This is a genomic window from Limosilactobacillus sp. (assembly GCF_040772465.1).
Classification (GTDB): Bacteria; Bacillota; Bacilli; order Lactobacillales; family Lactobacillaceae; genus Limosilactobacillus.
The window spans coordinates 76,211-92,905 of record NZ_JAXGYB010000005.1 but is presented as its reverse complement, the minus strand read 5'-3'; the positions used below and the strand labels follow the sequence as shown (position 1 = coordinate 92,905).

The following is a 16,695-nucleotide window of genomic DNA, read 5'->3' as shown; positions in this document are numbered from 1 at the left end:
TGAAAAGAGCCAGATTTGTGTTTTTCAAGAGCACATGCTGGTAAAATATAGGCAACAGGCCAAGCAGGGAGGGAATTGTCATGCGCAATCTTTATTTACGTGACCGGGCTACCGACAGCGGAGCTACTGTCATCCACGATCAGAACGGTCGGCAGTGCTATCTGCTAACCGGCAAATGGGGCCTTCGTCACGACGCCCTCTCGTTATATACGATGAGCGGTGAGCTATTGGCCGAGGTAAGACAATTATCATTAGGTATAATGCCCAAATTTGCGTTGTACCAAAATCATCAGCGAGTTGGAACGGTTGGCAAATCGCTCGGCTTTTTTAAAGAGATCGTCTATATCCAAGGTATTAGTTGGCTCATTGTAGGTAATGGCATTAACAACCATTATCGTTTTCTGCAGGGTCACCGTTTAGTGGCCACAATGGCTCCAGTCAACAAAACCGGCTTCAACATCACTGAACTAGCAGTCCACGATGAAGCCGACGAACCACTTGCCATCCTCGTTGCTACTATTTTAAATCATTGGTCACATAATGGCGACAAACTCCCCCTGGTCAATCGTTTGCGTCAGCATTTTGGTCGTAAGGCAAGCGAAGCCTCACCATGCGACTTTACATTTGATAAATTCATCTCTAAAATGCACTCGTTAGATCCAAGACATCATTAATTATTACTCGATTAAGGTGGACATTTGACAAAATTACATTAATAATAGAGATGGGATAAATAGTCAGAGGGAGGAACTATGCAATGACGGTAACAATTAAACAGTTCTTGCAGATAAACAATATTACAACTGAAGATGTAGCTAGAGAAATGAACATCAGCGACGAGCAGCTCCAAAAGATTTTTTCTAAATCCGTTGTGGACTGGCCAGTTAAAGCCATCAACGCATTAGCTGTGATTACTCATTCAAACCCTGGTGAAGTGCTCGACGATCTGCAAGACGTCGATTTCCAACTCGAAATTGATGATGATGCCCAAACAATTCAGGGTGTCAAAATCGAAGACCCAGCACAGTTCAAACAGATGAAAGTTGGCGTCCGGACCACCTGCATTCAGGGTTGGGAACCAACACCAGATGACATCAAACAACTGCTGGAAGACCTCAATGATCCTGATACGCCGGACCGGAAGGCTTTGGCCAAGTTGTTGGAAGATGACGATTAATAAATTTGCAAATACACGTAAAGAGCCCAAGCAGACAAAAACGTCTAACGTTCGATCCCGAACGCTAGGCGTTTTTATCTGCTATTACTTATTACAAATTAGCTAATCGCTGCAATTCCTTTAAAGCCAGTGGAAATTCCTGATAACCATCGCTAGACAAGAAGTGTCCACCCGTCGGTTGCACAATTAACTTAGCACCAATTCGTTGCGAGACTGCCACCCCATCCTGATATGGGGCAATTGGATCATTTTGTGCACAAATGACAGTGGACCCTGCTAATTTAGGCTTCACCTGGCCGTAATCGATGGGTGGCTGAACAAAGCTGTTTAACTGCGGATAGTCTGGCAGACCCTGATCGAAAGCTCCGACCAAAAGCAAACGCACATCCTTCACCTGGTGACGCTCAACATAACGCAAAGCCGTGATGCAACCGAGACTGTGGGCAACCAAAATCATCCCCGGTTTCGCTTCAATCTGAGCATCACATGCATCTTGCCAGTGTGACGGATCTGGATTAAATGGTTCAGGTAATGTCAGCCGACTTACGATAATGTCCGGTTTAGCTGCCTGCTCTAACCAAGGAAACCAGTCGTCGTCCCGCGTCGATGTGCCGTGAATGAGATAAGCTCTTTGTCGTTTTGTCATAATCTATAACCTTAAAACTTGATCAAAGACTTGATTGTCTTGCGATCTGCCATGTCCTGGTAAGCTTGTTGAATTTGGTCCAGAGTATAAGACTTAGTAAAGATCTTACCAGGATTGATTTCCCCATCCAAAACAGCCTTCAATAACAGGCCCTTGTCATAGGTTGTAACCGAAGCTGGACCGCCAGCGATAATCACATTACGGTAGAAAGTTTGAGCAAGATCAAACTTGGAGTCATGAGGCAAACCAACTCGGCCAACAACGGCTCCTGGGCGAGCAGATTGCAACGCTTGTTGCGTGGACTGACGAGCACCAACACATTCGAGAACGGCATCGGCACCAGCGCCATTAGTCAATTCCATTACTTTCTTTACAGCATCATCACCACGTTCTTCAATGATATCAGTTGCGCCAAATTCACGGCCGAGTTTAGCACGATCTTCATGGTGACTCATCAAAATAATCCGTTTAGCGCCACGTAATTTGGCACCAATGACAGCACAAAGACCAACGGCACCATCACCGATAACAAGGGCTGTATCACCCTTTTGAACGCGCGCTGTGCGAGCAGCATGATAACCAGTCGGCATTACGTCAGATAATGATTGAAGCGAAGCCAACATAGCATCAGTGTAGTCTTCCGGCTTGCCAGGAATCTTAATCAATGACCACTGACCATGTTGGTAACGTGCGTATTCTGCCTGATAACCACTTGAGAAGTTATCATCGTGAGATAAACAGCAACCTTCAAAGCCTGCACGACAAGCAGCACAGTGACCACAACCATGAGTGAATGGCGCAATGACAAAATCACCCTTCTTCAAGGTTGTAATGGCAGGTCCAGCGTCGACAACAATCCCTAATGCTTCGTGGCCAGAGTTTTCACTATTTTCCTCTTTAGGCTCCAATCCACGAAACGCCCAAAGATCCGAACCACAGACACTGGCACGCACGATCTTCAAAATAACGTCGTCATCTGCCTGAATCTTTGGCATATCAGCGTCAACAATTTTCATCTGACCTGCTTTAACAAATTGTGCTTTTTTCATAGTGTACCTCCTTCAGCTCTTCATACAACAACATTAACGTAACACATGGAGTTCACTCAATGTCAACAAATTTACAAGAAATTTTGACTGAATTGTCAGCATCCAATATAATCACGGACAAAGAGCAACATCAACAACACATTGGAGGAAACCATTGTGACAACTATCTTCATTAAGGGATTCGGTCTAATTGGCAGTTCACTCGGACGTGCTATCAAAGAAGAACATCCCGAGTACCAACTGATAATCTGCGATTCTGATCAAGCAACATTAGATTACGCCAAAAAGAATCATCTTGCCGATGAAACTTTTAAAGATTATCAAGGAATCGAACAAGCTGACTACATCATTCTGGCTGGTCCAGTGTCAGTCATCCGCAAAGACTTGCAGAATCTTTCAAAAATACCACTCAAAAAAAGCGTCATTATTACTGACGTGGGCAGCACTAAACAATCAATTATGCAAGCAGCTCAGGGCTTACAATCTAAAGGGATCACCTTCATCGGCGGTCACCCGATGGCCGGTAGTCACCAGTCAGGTGTACGTGCCGGACGGCGTAACCTAATCGCTGGTGCATACTATTTTCAGGTCTACCAACCCTCAGATATTCATGCCGCCGAACAAATCCAATCATTATTAAGTGGCTTACATGCCCACTGGATGCCAATCAGTGCACCATCGCACGATATGATCGTCGCCCAGCTCAGCCACGTGCCACACGTCGTGGCCGCTGCCCTTGTCACCCAAACAGCTGACAGTCTGCGCCGGGAGCCTAACGCTCTTCAGTTAGCTGCTGGCGGATTTAAAACGATCACCAGAATTGCGTCATCGGATCCAACGATGTGGACTGCGATCCTGGTCAATAATCGTCAAGACATTCTCCAGCAGTTGCAAGCTTACATCAATGCTCTGCAAAACGTTAAAGAAGAATTGACAAAACAAGACAAGGCCGCCCTCTTTGATCTCTTCAGCACCGCTAAGAAAATCCGGGACGGTCTGCCAAATAACCAGGAGAAGCAGCTACTCTCTAACGTCATCGTCCGTATTCCTGACCGCGACGGGGCCATCGCAACGGTGACTACCAAGATTAGTGAGGCTGGCCTTAACGTCCGTAACTTGCAAATCATGCAAATTCGTGAAGGCATCGATGGTATTCTTCAACTCAGCTTTGCCAATCAAGAAGACGCGGATCGCGCTCGTCAGTTACTCAGCGCTGATTTCGAGATTCTCAAGCACTTATGATCTCCAGTCTTAATCGTTTTTAATTATTTACTAATTTATTACTCATTACCTCTTGAAAAAGTTCACACTTTCTTATAGAATTGGCTCAATTATGTGTCATCGTTCACTAAGGACGAACATTGGCCAAGCTTTTCTGCCATAATGACACGAAAATACAAAGTAAAGAGGAATTAACATGAGTGAAAAGCAACCTGAACTCAAACGTTCAATGACTGCTGGTCAAATGGAAATGATCTCCCTTGGTGGGGCCATCGGTGTTGGTCTGTTCATGGGTGCCACTTCTACCATCAAGTGGACTGGTCCTTCCGTTATGCTGGCCTATGCTTTAGTCGGTGTGATTTTGTACATCGTAATGCGTTCGCTAGGTGAAATGATTTATATCAACCCCGGCACTGGTTCTTTTGCGGATTACGCTACCCAATATGTCCACCCATTGGCTGGCTACATTGCTAAATGGGCGAACGTCTTTGAATATATTGTTGTCGGTATGTCCGAAGTTATCGCTGCCACTGAGTATCTTCAATACTGGTGGCCCAAATCACCGACCTGGATTGCCGGAATCGTCATCATCGTTCTCCTGGTACTTGCCAACTTAGCGAGCGCCAAAGCCTATGGTTCCTTGGAATTCTGGTTTGCGATGATCAAGGTTGTCACCATCATTTTGATGATCATCCTCGGGCTTTTGATCATCTTCTTCGGCATTGGCAACGGTGGCCACCCAACTGGCTTTTCTAACCTTTGGTCACACGGTGGTTTCTTCACCGGCGGTTTTAAGGGTTTCTTCTTCTCAATGTCCATTATCGTCGGTTCTTATGAAGGAATCGAATTGCTAGGGATTTCGGCTGGTGAGGTTGCCAATCCCCAACAAGCGATTGTTAAATCCGTCAAGTCCGTGCTTTTCCGGATCTTGATCTTCTACATCGGTGCCATCTTTGTTATCGTAACGATCTACCCATGGAACAAGTTGACGGCTATCGGTTCCCCGTTCGTCCAAACATTCGCTAAGATCGGCATTACTTCGGCTGCTTCCATCATCAACTTTGTCGTGTTGACGGCTGCCCTTTCCGGTGCTAACTCCGGAATTTACAGCTCCAGCCGGATGCTCTGGAAATTATCCCAGGAAGGCGATGCCCCAAAGATCTTCAGCCACTTATCCAAGCGGATTGTGCCAAACGCAGCCATTCTTGGAATTTCTGGCGGGATCCTCATCGGCTTTATCTTAGACATGATCGCAACGGCCGTTAACAAATCAACTTCCGACATGTTCGTCATCGTCTTTTCATCATCCGTTCTTCCCGGAATGGTGCCGTGGTTTGTCATTCTGCTGGCTGAATTGCGCTTCCGCCGCAACAACCCTGATTTGATGGCGAACCACCCCTTCAAATTGCCACTCTATCCAGTATCAAACTACTTTGCCTTCGTGATGTTAATCGTGATCGTGATCTTCATGTTCATCAACCCTGACACCCGTGTTTCGGTGACGGTCGGTGCTGTCGTTCTGATCATTGCCACCCTGGTCTACTTGCATCGTTGGGGCTTGAGTCGAACACCACATGGATTAAACAAATAAGAATAAAAAAGAGGATTTCCGTTTTGGAAATCCTCTTTTTGTGTGGCAATCAAACCAACTTTATAAGCTGATTGTTTGTTTCTTATCAGTCAGTTCAACCTTCTTGACATCACCGCCGATGTGTAAGAACAGTGTTGGCAATGACTTCAGCGGGCTGACATCGATCGTCAGCTGACCATCCTTAACATCAACTGTAATTTCACCATGGTGTTCACCATTTTCATCAACAACGGCTTGACTATGGTGGCCTTCACTCGGCTGGTAAACGTGAACTTCTGGTGCACTCAGGTAGTCGTATTCAGCATGTTCTGCCTGCGGGTTAGTCAGCAAAATGGAATCTTGCTTTGCCAAGAGTGGTAATGACATGTAGTCATACTTCTCGTCGAACCATTGACCATGATCTACGTCGTAATCCTTGCCAGTCAAAGTGTTAGTCCAGTGGCCTGCCGGCAAGTAATAGTGGGCTTCGCTACGGTCATTGAAGATCGGTGCAACCAGCAGATCATCACCGAGCATGTACTGGGTTCCCAGTGATTGTGCTGAAGCATCGTCAGGAAATTCCATGAACATCGGCCGCATCATCGGGTAACCACTTTCGTGCGTTGCCACGGCTTGTGAATAAAGGTATGGCATCAGAGAAAGCTTGTTCTTAACGAACTTCCGTGAAACCTTAACGGCTTCTTCACCATAGTGCCATGGAACACGGTATTCAGTACTGCCATGATACCGACTGTGGGTGGAAAGAAGGCCAAATTGTGTCCAACGTTTGTAAAGGTCTGCAGGACAGTGGTCGTTGAAACCGCCAATGTCGTGACTCCAGAAGCCGAAGCCAGAACTCATGAATGACAAACCACCACGTAGGGAAGCGGCCATCGAAGTGTAACGTGAATCACTGTCACCACCCCAGTGAACAGGGAATTTCTGTGATCCAACCGTTGCGGAACGGGCGAAGACCGTAGCAGCCTTTTCACCGTGTACTTCCTGAATAGATTCAAAGACAGCCTTGTTGTAGAGATAAGTGTAGTAGTTGTGCATCCGCTTTGGATCAGAACCGTCATAGAAGACAGCGTCCTTAACTGGGATCCGTTCACCAAAGTCCGTCTTGAAGACATCGACACCCATCTTCAGTAAGTCGTGGAGGTAGCCCTTGTACCACTTAACGGCTGCTGGATTGGTGAAGTCAACAAAGGCGTTGCCTGGTTGCCAGAGGTCCCACTGCCACGGGTTGCCATCGTGACGTTTGATCAGGTAGCCCTTGTCGCGAGCTTCCTTAAAGAGCCGTGACTTCTGGGAAATGTATGGGTTCAGCCATACACAAACCTTAATGCCCCGGTCGTGGATCTTCTTGATCAAACCAGCTGGGTCCGGGAACATATCCTTATCCCATTCGAAGCTCGTCCATTCAAAGCCCTTCATCCAGAAGCAGTCAAAGTGGAAGACGTCCAACGGCACATCGTTTTCTTTCATCTTATCGATGATGCTCAAAACCGTCTTTTCACTGTAGTCAGTCGTGAATGAAGTCGTCAACCAGAGACCAAAGCTCCAAGAAGGTGGCAGTGCTGGACGACCGGTCAGCAGGGTGTAACGACCAAGGATGTCCTTGGCGGTTGGCCCGTAGACGATGTAGTATTGGATGCTCTCGCCCTCAACTGAGAACTGAACCTTGTCATTGTATTCAGAAGCAACTTCAAATGACACGTTTTCTGGTTGGTCGACGAAGACCCCGTAACCATGGTTAGTCATGTAGAATGGAATGTTCTTATAAGTCTGTTCACTACCAGTCCCGGCATCCTTGTTAACGATGTTGACTGACTGGCCGTTCTTGACGAAGTTCGTAAAGCGTTCGCCAAGTCCGTAGACATTTTCGTTGACGTCGAGATTCAAGGCTTCACGCATGTAATGCTTGTGGTTCTTAGTATCCTTGATCTCGCCTTCCATGCCGTCAACTGATTCGGTCAACAGCTTGCCATCACCGATAAACTTAATGTCAAATGGTGCCTTGTTGCCAAGGGAGAACTTAGCGGTCAACTTGCCAGATGTAAAGCTAACGCTTTGATCTTCCTTATTAACATCTAATTTCTTCTGATCATCATTCAGGTGGAATGATGGCCCCTTTGGCAGTTGGTCAAAGTGGGTCAGCTTAATTCCAATAATGTTTTCTTGTGGTGAAGTAACATCAATCGTCGTCCCACCGAGGTCGTTCATCTGTGAACGGTTATGTACAACGGCATAAGGAGCAAATAGCGTTGCTTTAGTCTGATCTTCATTTAAGTGGTAATCATAAACTTCATGTGGTGATTGGATCGAGAAGTTATCCCGAACCAGCCACAGGCCATTAGTAAATTTCATAAATTGTTCCTCCTAAAACACTCTTCAATAAGTTGTTATTGAGAACCAACTAACTTGACACTTCAAATTGTAAGCGCTGACGAGGAGAAAAGTCAACCCGAAAACGGCATTTATTTTATTAAGATTTTTAAATGAGCTGTAATAAAGGAAAAGAAATTTATTTACCTAAAAATTATCAAAAATGCGTAAACGATTACAAGAAAGCCCTTGCATTATCGAGAAAATAGAGTATCATAAGTTGGTGTAGAAGAACAACTAACATTGACAAGCAATTGTTATTTCTATTATCAACAGATTTGAATTTTGGAGAGTGATTACAATGGATAAAGCATCAAACGTTGATGTTGAAAAGACAAACTTTGTCCACTGGCCAGAACGTATCTCATACGCCTCCAGTGACTTTGCTTGTAACTTATCTTTCGGTTTAATTTCAAACTTCTTAATGTACTTCTATACTGATGCCTTTGGTATCTCTGCCGCTGTTGTTGGGACCCTGTTCCTGGTCGCACGACTGGTTGATGCCGTTGATGGTCCATTCTGGGGCATCATGATTGACCACACCCACACCCGTTGGGGCAAGAGCCGTCCTTACTGGTTATGGTTCACTATTCCATATGCTATCTTTTGTATTTTAACCTTTACTACACCAAACATTAGCCTCCAAGGCAAGATCGTTTGGGCTTACATCACTTACATCGGTGTTGATGTTCTTTACTCATCAGTCAACATTCCGATCACTTCGGTTCTGCCAAACCTGACGCCAAACCCGAATGAACGTGTCACCCTTTCGACTATTCGTCAATTCTTTGGAACTGCCGGTGGGACGATTATTTCTGTTGTTGCTTTGCCACTGGTACAGGCTCTTGGCCACGGCGACCAACGTAAAGGTTTCTTCTTCACAGCTGTCATTATGGCTATCCTCAGTGCCATCATTTTGCTGAATACTTTTGCTAACACTCGTGAACGTGTTCAAACCAAGAACTCCAAGAAGGCTTTGCCAATCAAGACTTCACTGAAAGCTTTGAAGCGCAACTGGCCTTGGGCTGTTATCATCTTTATCAACTTCATTTACTGGTTAGGGATGCAAACTCGTAACCAAGTTGCTGTTTACTTCTTCAAGTACAACATGCACGCTGCTTGGTTAACTTCTATCATGTTGGGCCTGCAATTAGCTGCCCTGCTGACTGTTGCAATTACGCCATGGTCTTCTAAGCACTTTGGTAAACGTAACACCATGCTCACCGGGATGTTAGTTGCTATCCTGGGTCAATTACTGATGGCTGTCGGTGCTAAGACGCTGAACGTTTGGGTTATCGTTGCTGCCAACATCGTTGTTAACCTTGGTACTGGTTTAGTTTCCGGCCTGATCGCCGTTATGCTGGCCGACTCCGTTGACTATGGTGAATGGAAGAACGGTGTTCGTGCCGAAGGTATCGTTACCTCATTCTCAAGCTTCAGTGCTAAGTTCGGGATGGGTATTGGTGGTGCCATCACCGGTTGGATTCTAAATGCCGGCGGCTACGTTGCCAACCATGCACAAAGTGCTTCTGCCTTGAACGCCATTACTGCTAACTATGTCTGGGTACCAATTATTGGTTTTGCCCTTTCAGCAGTTGCTCTGATCTTCTACAAGGTTGACTCCTTCGAAGGTAAGATGCAAAGCGACCTGCACGCAAAGCACATGCGTGAAAACCAAGAAAACAAATAATGAATAACTACTAATTGATTGAGGCCAGGGCAATTGATTTTGCCTCGGCCTTTTTTAGGAGAAATGATCATGACAGAAACACCTAAATACCTCAGTATTGACATCGGTGGATCCAGCATCAAGTACGGTCTGCTGGATCATGCTGGTCAACTAATGGAACGCAACAAAGTAATTACACCGCAATCCCTCGACCCGTTTGTTGAAAAAATCATTGAGATTGTTAACGCTTATAGCGACCGGATCAAAGGAGTTGCCATCTGCGCACCCGGTAAAATTGATCCTCGCGATGGTCGTATTTACTATGGCGGAGCGCTGACGTTTCTCGATAAGCTCAGTCTTCCAGAAAAAATTCATCAACGTTTTGGTCAAGACCTGATCGTCACCGTTGAAAATGATGGTAAATGCGCCGCTCTGTCTGAGTTATGGCTGGGCAATCTTCACGGCATTGAGAATGGTGCAGCCATCGTCCTGGGTACTGGCGTCGGCGGCGGACTCATCATCGACGGACACCTTTACCGTGGCAGCCACTTCCAAGCTGGTGAACTCAGTTTCATGCCTTCATATGGCACAAAGAACGATATACTAAAGAATAATTACGGCATCGACGGCTCAGCCGTCAAAATGGTTAAAAAGATTGCTAAGCACTACGAATTCGACCCTAATGATGGGCTGAAAGCCTTTAAGAAAATTAAGAAAGGCAAAAAATATGCTAACAAGGTCTTCAATCATTATTGCTACGGCATCGCTGAGCTCATCTTTGCCATTCAATCAGTCATCGATGTCCAGCGTTACGTTATCGGTGGTGGCATTTCTGCTCAACCGCTGGTGACTAAGCGTATCCGTCACTATCTCAAGAAAATGGTCGCCAAACAGGCAACCATCAGCCATCCTGAAATTATGACCGCTCGTTTTCACAATGACGCTAACCTATACGGCGCACTGTATAATCTCTTGCTGAACGTTAATAACGAACTATAAACTGGAGGACTCTATATGTATCAAGAAAATCAACCAACTGGATTCCCGAAACACTTTCTGTGGGGTGGTGCCACTGCTGCCAACCAAATCGAAGGCGCTTGGAACATTGATGGTAAACAATTATCTGATTCCGGTTGCATCAAAGGGGCTGGGGCAGGATCCATCGCCGACACACTCGACAATGCCACCCGCAAGTCCTTGCAGGAAGCTATCGACGATCCATCAGCCACTAACTATCCCAAACGGCGCGGGGTTGACTTCTATCACCACTATGCAGAAGATATTAAAATGATCGCCGACATGGGTGCTAAGGCATTTCGAATCTCGATCGCTTGGTCACGGATTTTCCCGCATGGTGACGAAAAAAAGCCTAATCAAGCAGGGCTGGACTTCTACCACCACGTCTTTGACACCATGCACCAATACGGAATTGAACCGGTTGTCACTATTTCCCACTACGAAATGCCTGTCGGTTTGACGATGAAATATAATGGCTGGGCCAGTCGCGAAGCCATCAATGATTTCATGCGCTATGCCAAGACCATTATCGATGCCTACCATCACCAAGTGAAATACTGGCTTACTTTTAACGAAATCAATACTGGTTTGACTGGTTTCCACGAAACTGGCGCGACCGAAGAAGATCTCAATACTGAAGATGAGAAACTCCAGCGACGTTTCCAAGCCCTTCACCACCAGTTTGTGGCCAGCTCACTGGCAACTAAGTACTTGCATGAAGTTGATTCGACCTGTCAGATGGGTTGCATGCTAGCTAAGGCAATTACCTATCCAGCAACGCCAAATCCGCAAGACGCTTTAGCAGCCCAAGAAGAAAACCAGCTGACCCTCTTCTTTACTGACGTCCAAGTGCGCGGTGAATACCCGAACTACATGAACCGCTACTTTGCTGAACATCATATCAAGATCAAGATGGATACAGACGACCAAATGATCATCAAGAAGTATCCAGTCGACTTCATCAGCATTAGCTACTACCACTCCGACGTGACTGCTGCTGAAAAGGGCAAGGAAGGCTTTGCAAGCAATGGTAAACACGTCCACAACGACTTCCTGGAAGAGACACCGTGGAAGTGGTCGATCGATCCTGAAGGCCTTCGGATGTCACTCAACACCCTCTGGGATCGTTATCAAAAACCAATCTTCATCGTGGAAAACGGGATGGGAACTACGGATAAGGTTGGCGATGATGGCATCGTCCACGACCCTTACCGGATCGCCTACTTCCGTTCCCACATCAAGGCAACCCTGGAAGCCATTAAGGATGGGGTTCCCGTCATCGGCTACCTGGTATGGGCCCCAATCGATATGGTCTCCAACTCCACTTCCCAGATGTCCAAACGTTATGGGTTGATCTACATTGACCTCCATGATGATGGCACTGGAACGATGAAACGGACCCCCAAGGATTCATACTACTGGTTCAAACGGGTCATCCAGAGTAATGGCAAACAGTTATAAATTAGAGAAACGAAACAGTACAAAGAACGGCTACCACCACGTTGAATCGTAGGTGATAGCCGTTTTGCTTTATTAATTTAAGTAAATTATGAGAAATTATTAATTTTTCTCCATCTAAGGCCCATTTCATCGTAGAATAGTAAGCACGGAGGGAAAAGTTTTGAAAAAGCATAAATCAATTTACACCAAAGACGTTGTCCTCGTCATGGCGGCGTCTTTCTTCTTCATGTTCAGTTCCATGTTCGTGAACCCGTTGATTAACGGCTATGCAAAGGAACTCGGGGCTACCAGTTCCTTTGCCGGCTTAATCGTTGGTTTGATGAGTCTGACAGCGATGTTTTTGCGGCCGATTGCTGGTCATTTGACTGACCGCTTTTCGCGCTATGGACTGTCATTCGTTGGGGGAATTTTTATCTTTCTCGGTATTTGCGGCTACATCGTGACGCCGAACGCCCCGCTGTTGCTGTTATTCCGTCTCCTAAACGGGACCGGCTACGTGTTGGCTACCGTCTGCATGACCACGTGGTTGGCCTTTCTGGTCCCACGCCAGCATGTCGGTGAAGCGATGGGTTTTTACGGACTGATGAATGCCCTAGCCATGGCGATGGGTCCAGCTATTTCCATTAACCTCTATCACCGCATCGGTTATCGCCATTCCATCATCCTGGCAGCCTTATCTGCCCTGCTAATGATCATCAGCATCCAGTTTGTCGGCAATCATGCCAAACCGGCGGCAGCAGCTAAGCAAACTAAGCCAGAACATTTTGAAATTATTCAGCCCCGGGTCATCCCCGTTGCCCTGCTGATCGCCCTGTTTGCCATGCCATATTTTACGACCCAAGCCGACATCGTCACCTACGTTGAACAGCGCCACTTGACCGTCGCTGTCGGCTATTACTTCCTGATCTACGCCGTCGTCCTCCTGGTACTGCGGGTAGCTCTGAAAAACTACTTTGATACAGTGCGCTTCGGCACCTGGTTCTGGGTCAGTTTCATCGCGATGGGCGTTTATATTATCTTCTTGACCATCATGAAAGCCAACTGGGAGATGGCCATCGCCGCCGCGGGAATGGCTGTCGGTTACGGGATCATTTATTCTGTTCTGCAATCCACAGCAATGCTGCTGGCGCCAATGAGTGAACAAGGACTGGCTAGTGCCACCTTCTTCCTTGGGTTGGATGTTGGGATGTCCCTTGGCCCGATTCTCGGTGGGATTATCGATGAAGTATTACCCGTTAAATACTTCTATCTGGTTGAATTCATCTTGATGCCACTGATCTTGATCATCTACCTTATCTGGCGTCGTCGTTTGAACGGTGCGATTGATAATCACTAATCAAATACAAAAAGCATGTGTTGCTTATCTGCCTCATGATGAGAAGCAGTTGAACAACACATGCTCTTTTTTAGTTTTCACGCCGCCACTGCAGCAACTGGTGCGACATCGTCTTCGTCTGTTGGTAAATCTGCTGGTAAATCTTATACAGCTGATCATAGCGCTTTACTGCATCCGCATTTGGTTGATAATGCTTGCCAAAGTGCACAAACGCCTGAGCGCAATCTTGCAGTGACTTGAACCAGCCAAGGCCGGTTGCTGCAATCATCGCTGCCCCAAGACCTGGTCCCTGCTCGTTGGTCAAAGCGATAACTTCCTTGTTAAAGATGTCAGCCTGGAGTTGAAGCCAGAATTCACTCTTAGCACCGCCACCGATGGCGATAACCGTGTCAAAGTCTTGACCATTTTGTTGGTAGATGTTCATCACGTCACGGAAGCTGAAGGTGATCCCTTCCATCACGGCTCGGGTAAAGTCATCACGCGTCTGCATGTTGTCAACACCAATAAAACTACCCCGAATATCTGCATCAGCGTACGGTGCGCGTTCGCCATCAATGTATGGCGTGAAGAGCAAACCATTAGACCCTAACGGACGCTGACTAGCACGGAGGACCATCGTGTCAAAGTCAACATCAGTAGCAAAATGATGTTTGAACCAGTTTAACGAATTTCCTGCGGACAAAGTGACCCCCATCGAATAGTAAGTCCCGGGAATTGCGTGGCATTCATACTGAACCGCACCGTGGTAGTCATTTTCTGAATCCTTTTCGTACTTCAGGACAACTCCGGACGTCCCGATACTGCTCATCACCATCCCCTGGTGCAAGATGCCAGCACCGATAGCACCAGCGGCATTATCGCCAGCACCACCAAAGACCTGGGTTGATGTGCTCATACCCGAAACCTTGGCATAGTCAGTCGAAATCTGACCAGCCTTGTCGATCGATTCAATTAGCGGCGGGCAGAGGGACATTGGAATGTCGAAAGCCTGACAGATTTCTTGGCTCCACTGCCGTTTGTGAATGTCTAAGAGTACCGTCCCGGTAGCATCTGAGTAGTCCATCGCTTGCTTACCTGTCATGCGGTAACGAACGTAGTCTTTAGGAAGCAGGAAACTCTTGGCCTGTGCCCAGATTTCCGGTTCATTTTCTTTAACCCACAAAAGTTTGGGCAGGGTGAAACCCTCCAATGGCTGGTTACCAGTCAGGTAAATAAAGCGATCACCCATCTTCTGTCTGATTTCCTGGCACTGCTTAGTTGTCCGCGTATCGTTCCATAAGATGGCGGGACGCAAAACTTTGCCTTGACCATCGAGCAACACTAAACCGTGCATCTGCCCCGAGTAAGAAATGCCCTGAATTGCTTCGGCATCAATCCCGTCATCATTAATTAAATGCTGAATTGCGGTCGTCGTTCCCTTGACCCAGTCTTCAGGATCCTGCTCGCTAAACCCCGGTTGAGGCTGGTGAAGCGGATACTTATAGCTTTCCTGGGCAGCAATCTGGCCTAAGCGATCCATCGCTGATACCTTAACAGAACTGGTCCCCAGGTCAACACCAATAACATATTCATTCATTGATAAAACCTTCTTTGACGGAAAAGAGACCCGCCGTTGTGAGCCAGCGAGCGCGCCTCTTTTCTTGATAGTTTGTTAGTTTAGCAATTACTTAGCGAGCGTTTCGATCATGAAGTGGTTGATCGTGTCCTTGATTTCTTCAAGGTGGTCAGACTGAGTAGCAGCACGCAATTCAGATTGTGGCGTGTCGATGACAGTCTTTTCAATGCTCTTGAAGTCTTCCTTGCCTTCTTCGATCCGTTTGCCAAGACCTTCATCCCAGCTAGCGTAACGCTTCTTAACGATTTCGTCCAGGAAGCCATCTTCCTTCATTGCGGCAGCAACCCGCAGACCAGCAGCAAAGCTGTCCATGCCGACGATGTGACCATAGAAGAGGTCTTCTGGCTTGAAGGAAGTACGACGTGGCTTGGCATCAAAGTTCAAACCACCACGTGGGCCAATGCTGCCGTTTTGAACAACTTCCCACATAGCAGCAGTGGTTTCATAAAGGTTGGATGGGTATTCATCAATATCCCAACCGATCAGCTTGTCACCCTGGTTAGCATCAAGTGAACCCAGCAGACCAGCTTCACGGGCAACCCGAATTTCGTGCTGGTAAGTGTGTCCAGCTAAGTTAGCGTGGTTGCCTTCCAAGTTAAGCTTGAAGTCTTTGTCCAAACCATATTCACGCATGAAGTTGATAGTAGTTGCGGCATCAAAGTCGTACTGGTGAGTGGTTGGTTCCTTCGGCTTTGGTTCCAGCAGCATCTGAGCGTCAAAGCCGATCTCGTTAGCGTAGTCCTTAGCCATGTGGAAGAACTTAGCAATGTGTGATTGTTCACGCTTCATGTCAGTGTTCCACAGTGATTCGTAACCTTCACGACCACCCCAGAAGACATAGTTTTCAGAACCGACACGCTTACCAATTTCCAAACTGTGCTTCAATTGAGCACATGCATAAGCATAAATCTTAGCAGATGGGGCAGTCCCGGCACCTTCAAGGAAGCGTGGGTTTGTGAAGAGGTTTGAAGTATTCCACAGAACCTTCATACCAGTTTGCTTTTGGTATTCAACAATCTTGTCAACAACCTTGTCCAGGTTCTTGTTGGTTTCACGAAGGGTGTCACCTTCTGGTGCTAAGTCACGGTCGTGGAAGCAAAGGAAGTTAACGCCTAACTTTTGGTAAAATTCAAAGGCGTAATCAACCTTGGCCAGTGCCCGGTCCATCGGGTCGCTGTATTTGTCATAAGGACGTTCAGCAGTACCATCACCGAATGGGTCCACCAGACGTTGGTCAAAAGTGTGCCAGTAGGCAACGGCAAAGCGCAGCCAATCCTTCATTTTCTTACCAAGGATGACTTCATCTGGGTTGTAGTACTGAAATGCTAAACCACTGTGTAAATCCTTGTGTGGGCCAACGTACTTAATCTTATCAATGCCTTTCCATAAATCACTCATTACGATTTCCTCCTAAAATGGATCTTTAATTTCAATTTGGTTTGTTTAAACAACTAACTTACATTTATTAATATAACGCTTACATTTTTACTTGTAAAGGTTTACGGACAAAAAATCCCAGAAAAAGCAAATTCGCTTTTCCCGGGAA

At 46.5% G+C, this 16,695-nt stretch carries 13 protein-coding genes; 8 read left to right on the top strand and 5 right to left on the bottom strand.

Going from position 1 to position 16,695, the window contains the following annotated elements:
* The first annotated feature begins 80 nt into the window (after nt 1-80).
* Both AB3114_RS06305 and AB3114_RS06300 read left to right on the top strand, forming a co-directional pair.
* Nucleotides 81-674 carry an LURP-one-related/scramblase family protein gene (locus tag AB3114_RS06305; protein WP_367342411.1) on the top strand — a complete coding sequence of 198 codons (594 nt, stop codon included), beginning with the start codon at nt 81-83 and terminating at the stop codon, nt 672-674.
* Nucleotides 675-757: 83 nt separating this feature from the next.
* On the top strand, nt 758-1,177 hold the full coding sequence (locus tag AB3114_RS06300; RefSeq protein WP_367342410.1) for a helix-turn-helix domain-containing protein: 420 nt from the start codon (nt 758-760) through the stop codon (nt 1,175-1,177).
* Nucleotides 1,178-1,268: 91 nt separating this feature from the next.
* On the opposite strand, the gene AB3114_RS06295 is transcribed toward AB3114_RS06300, so the two are convergent.
* Together AB3114_RS06295 and AB3114_RS06290 are read right to left on the bottom strand one after the other, a co-directional pair.
* A complete protein-coding gene (locus tag AB3114_RS06295; protein ID WP_367342409.1) occupies nt 1,269-1,823 on the bottom strand; it encodes an RBBP9/YdeN family alpha/beta hydrolase in 555 nt (184 codons plus the stop codon).
* An 11-nt stretch (nt 1,824-1,834) separates the two neighbouring features.
* Nucleotides 1,835-2,872, bottom strand: coding sequence for a zinc-binding dehydrogenase (locus tag AB3114_RS06290; protein ID WP_367342408.1), 1,038 nt, complete (start codon nt 2,870-2,872; stop codon nt 1,835-1,837).
* Nucleotides 2,873-3,028: 156 nt separating this feature from the next.
* On the opposite strand from AB3114_RS06290, the gene AB3114_RS06285 reads away from it, so the two are divergent.
* Complete coding sequence (locus AB3114_RS06285) at nt 3,029-4,114, top strand: prephenate dehydrogenase (RefSeq protein ID WP_367342407.1); 1,086 nt, start codon at nt 3,029-3,031, stop codon at nt 4,112-4,114.
* A gap of 175 nt (nt 4,115-4,289) precedes the next feature.
* Entirely contained in the window at nt 4,290-5,684 is a 1,395-nt protein-coding gene (locus AB3114_RS06280) for an amino acid permease (protein ID WP_367342406.1), read from the top strand.
* A 60-nt stretch (nt 5,685-5,744) separates the two neighbouring features.
* Here the strand turns inward: AB3114_RS06280 and yicI are convergent, their stop codons facing one another.
* Nucleotides 5,745-8,033, bottom strand: a complete 2,289-nt coding sequence (gene yicI, locus AB3114_RS06275; protein ID WP_367342405.1) for an alpha-xylosidase — start codon at nt 8,031-8,033, stop codon at nt 5,745-5,747.
* A 319-nt stretch (nt 8,034-8,352) separates the two neighbouring features.
* Between yicI and AB3114_RS06270 the strand changes: the two genes are divergently transcribed.
* The 4 genes from AB3114_RS06270 to AB3114_RS06255 all read left to right on the top strand — a co-directional run bounded on the left by AB3114_RS06270 (nt 8,353) and on the right by AB3114_RS06255 (nt 13,534).
* Entirely contained in the window at nt 8,353-9,741 is a 1,389-nt protein-coding gene (locus tag AB3114_RS06270; protein ID WP_367342404.1) for an MFS transporter, read from the top strand.
* A 69-nt stretch (nt 9,742-9,810) separates the two neighbouring features.
* Nucleotides 9,811-10,719, top strand: coding sequence for an ROK family protein (locus AB3114_RS06265; RefSeq protein ID WP_367342403.1), 909 nt, complete (start codon nt 9,811-9,813; stop codon nt 10,717-10,719).
* 15 nt (nt 10,720-10,734) lie between these two features.
* A complete protein-coding gene (locus AB3114_RS06260; protein ID WP_367342402.1) occupies nt 10,735-12,198 on the top strand; it encodes a glycoside hydrolase family 1 protein in 1,464 nt (487 codons plus the stop codon).
* A gap of 160 nt (nt 12,199-12,358) precedes the next feature.
* Complete coding sequence (locus AB3114_RS06255; RefSeq protein WP_367342401.1) at nt 12,359-13,534, top strand: MFS transporter; 1,176 nt, start codon at nt 12,359-12,361, stop codon at nt 13,532-13,534.
* Between the two features lie 70 nt (nt 13,535-13,604).
* On the opposite strand, the gene xylB is transcribed toward AB3114_RS06255, so the two are convergent.
* Both xylB and xylA read right to left on the bottom strand, forming a co-directional pair.
* The gene (gene xylB, locus AB3114_RS06250; protein WP_367342400.1) at nt 13,605-15,110 is read right to left on the bottom strand and encodes a xylulokinase; all 1,506 of its coding nucleotides are present in this window, start codon (nt 15,108-15,110) and stop codon (nt 13,605-13,607) included.
* A gap of 87 nt (nt 15,111-15,197) precedes the next feature.
* Complete coding sequence (gene xylA, locus AB3114_RS06245) at nt 15,198-16,547, bottom strand: xylose isomerase (protein ID WP_367342399.1); 1,350 nt, start codon at nt 16,545-16,547, stop codon at nt 15,198-15,200.
* Nucleotides 16,548-16,695 lie beyond the last annotated feature (148 nt).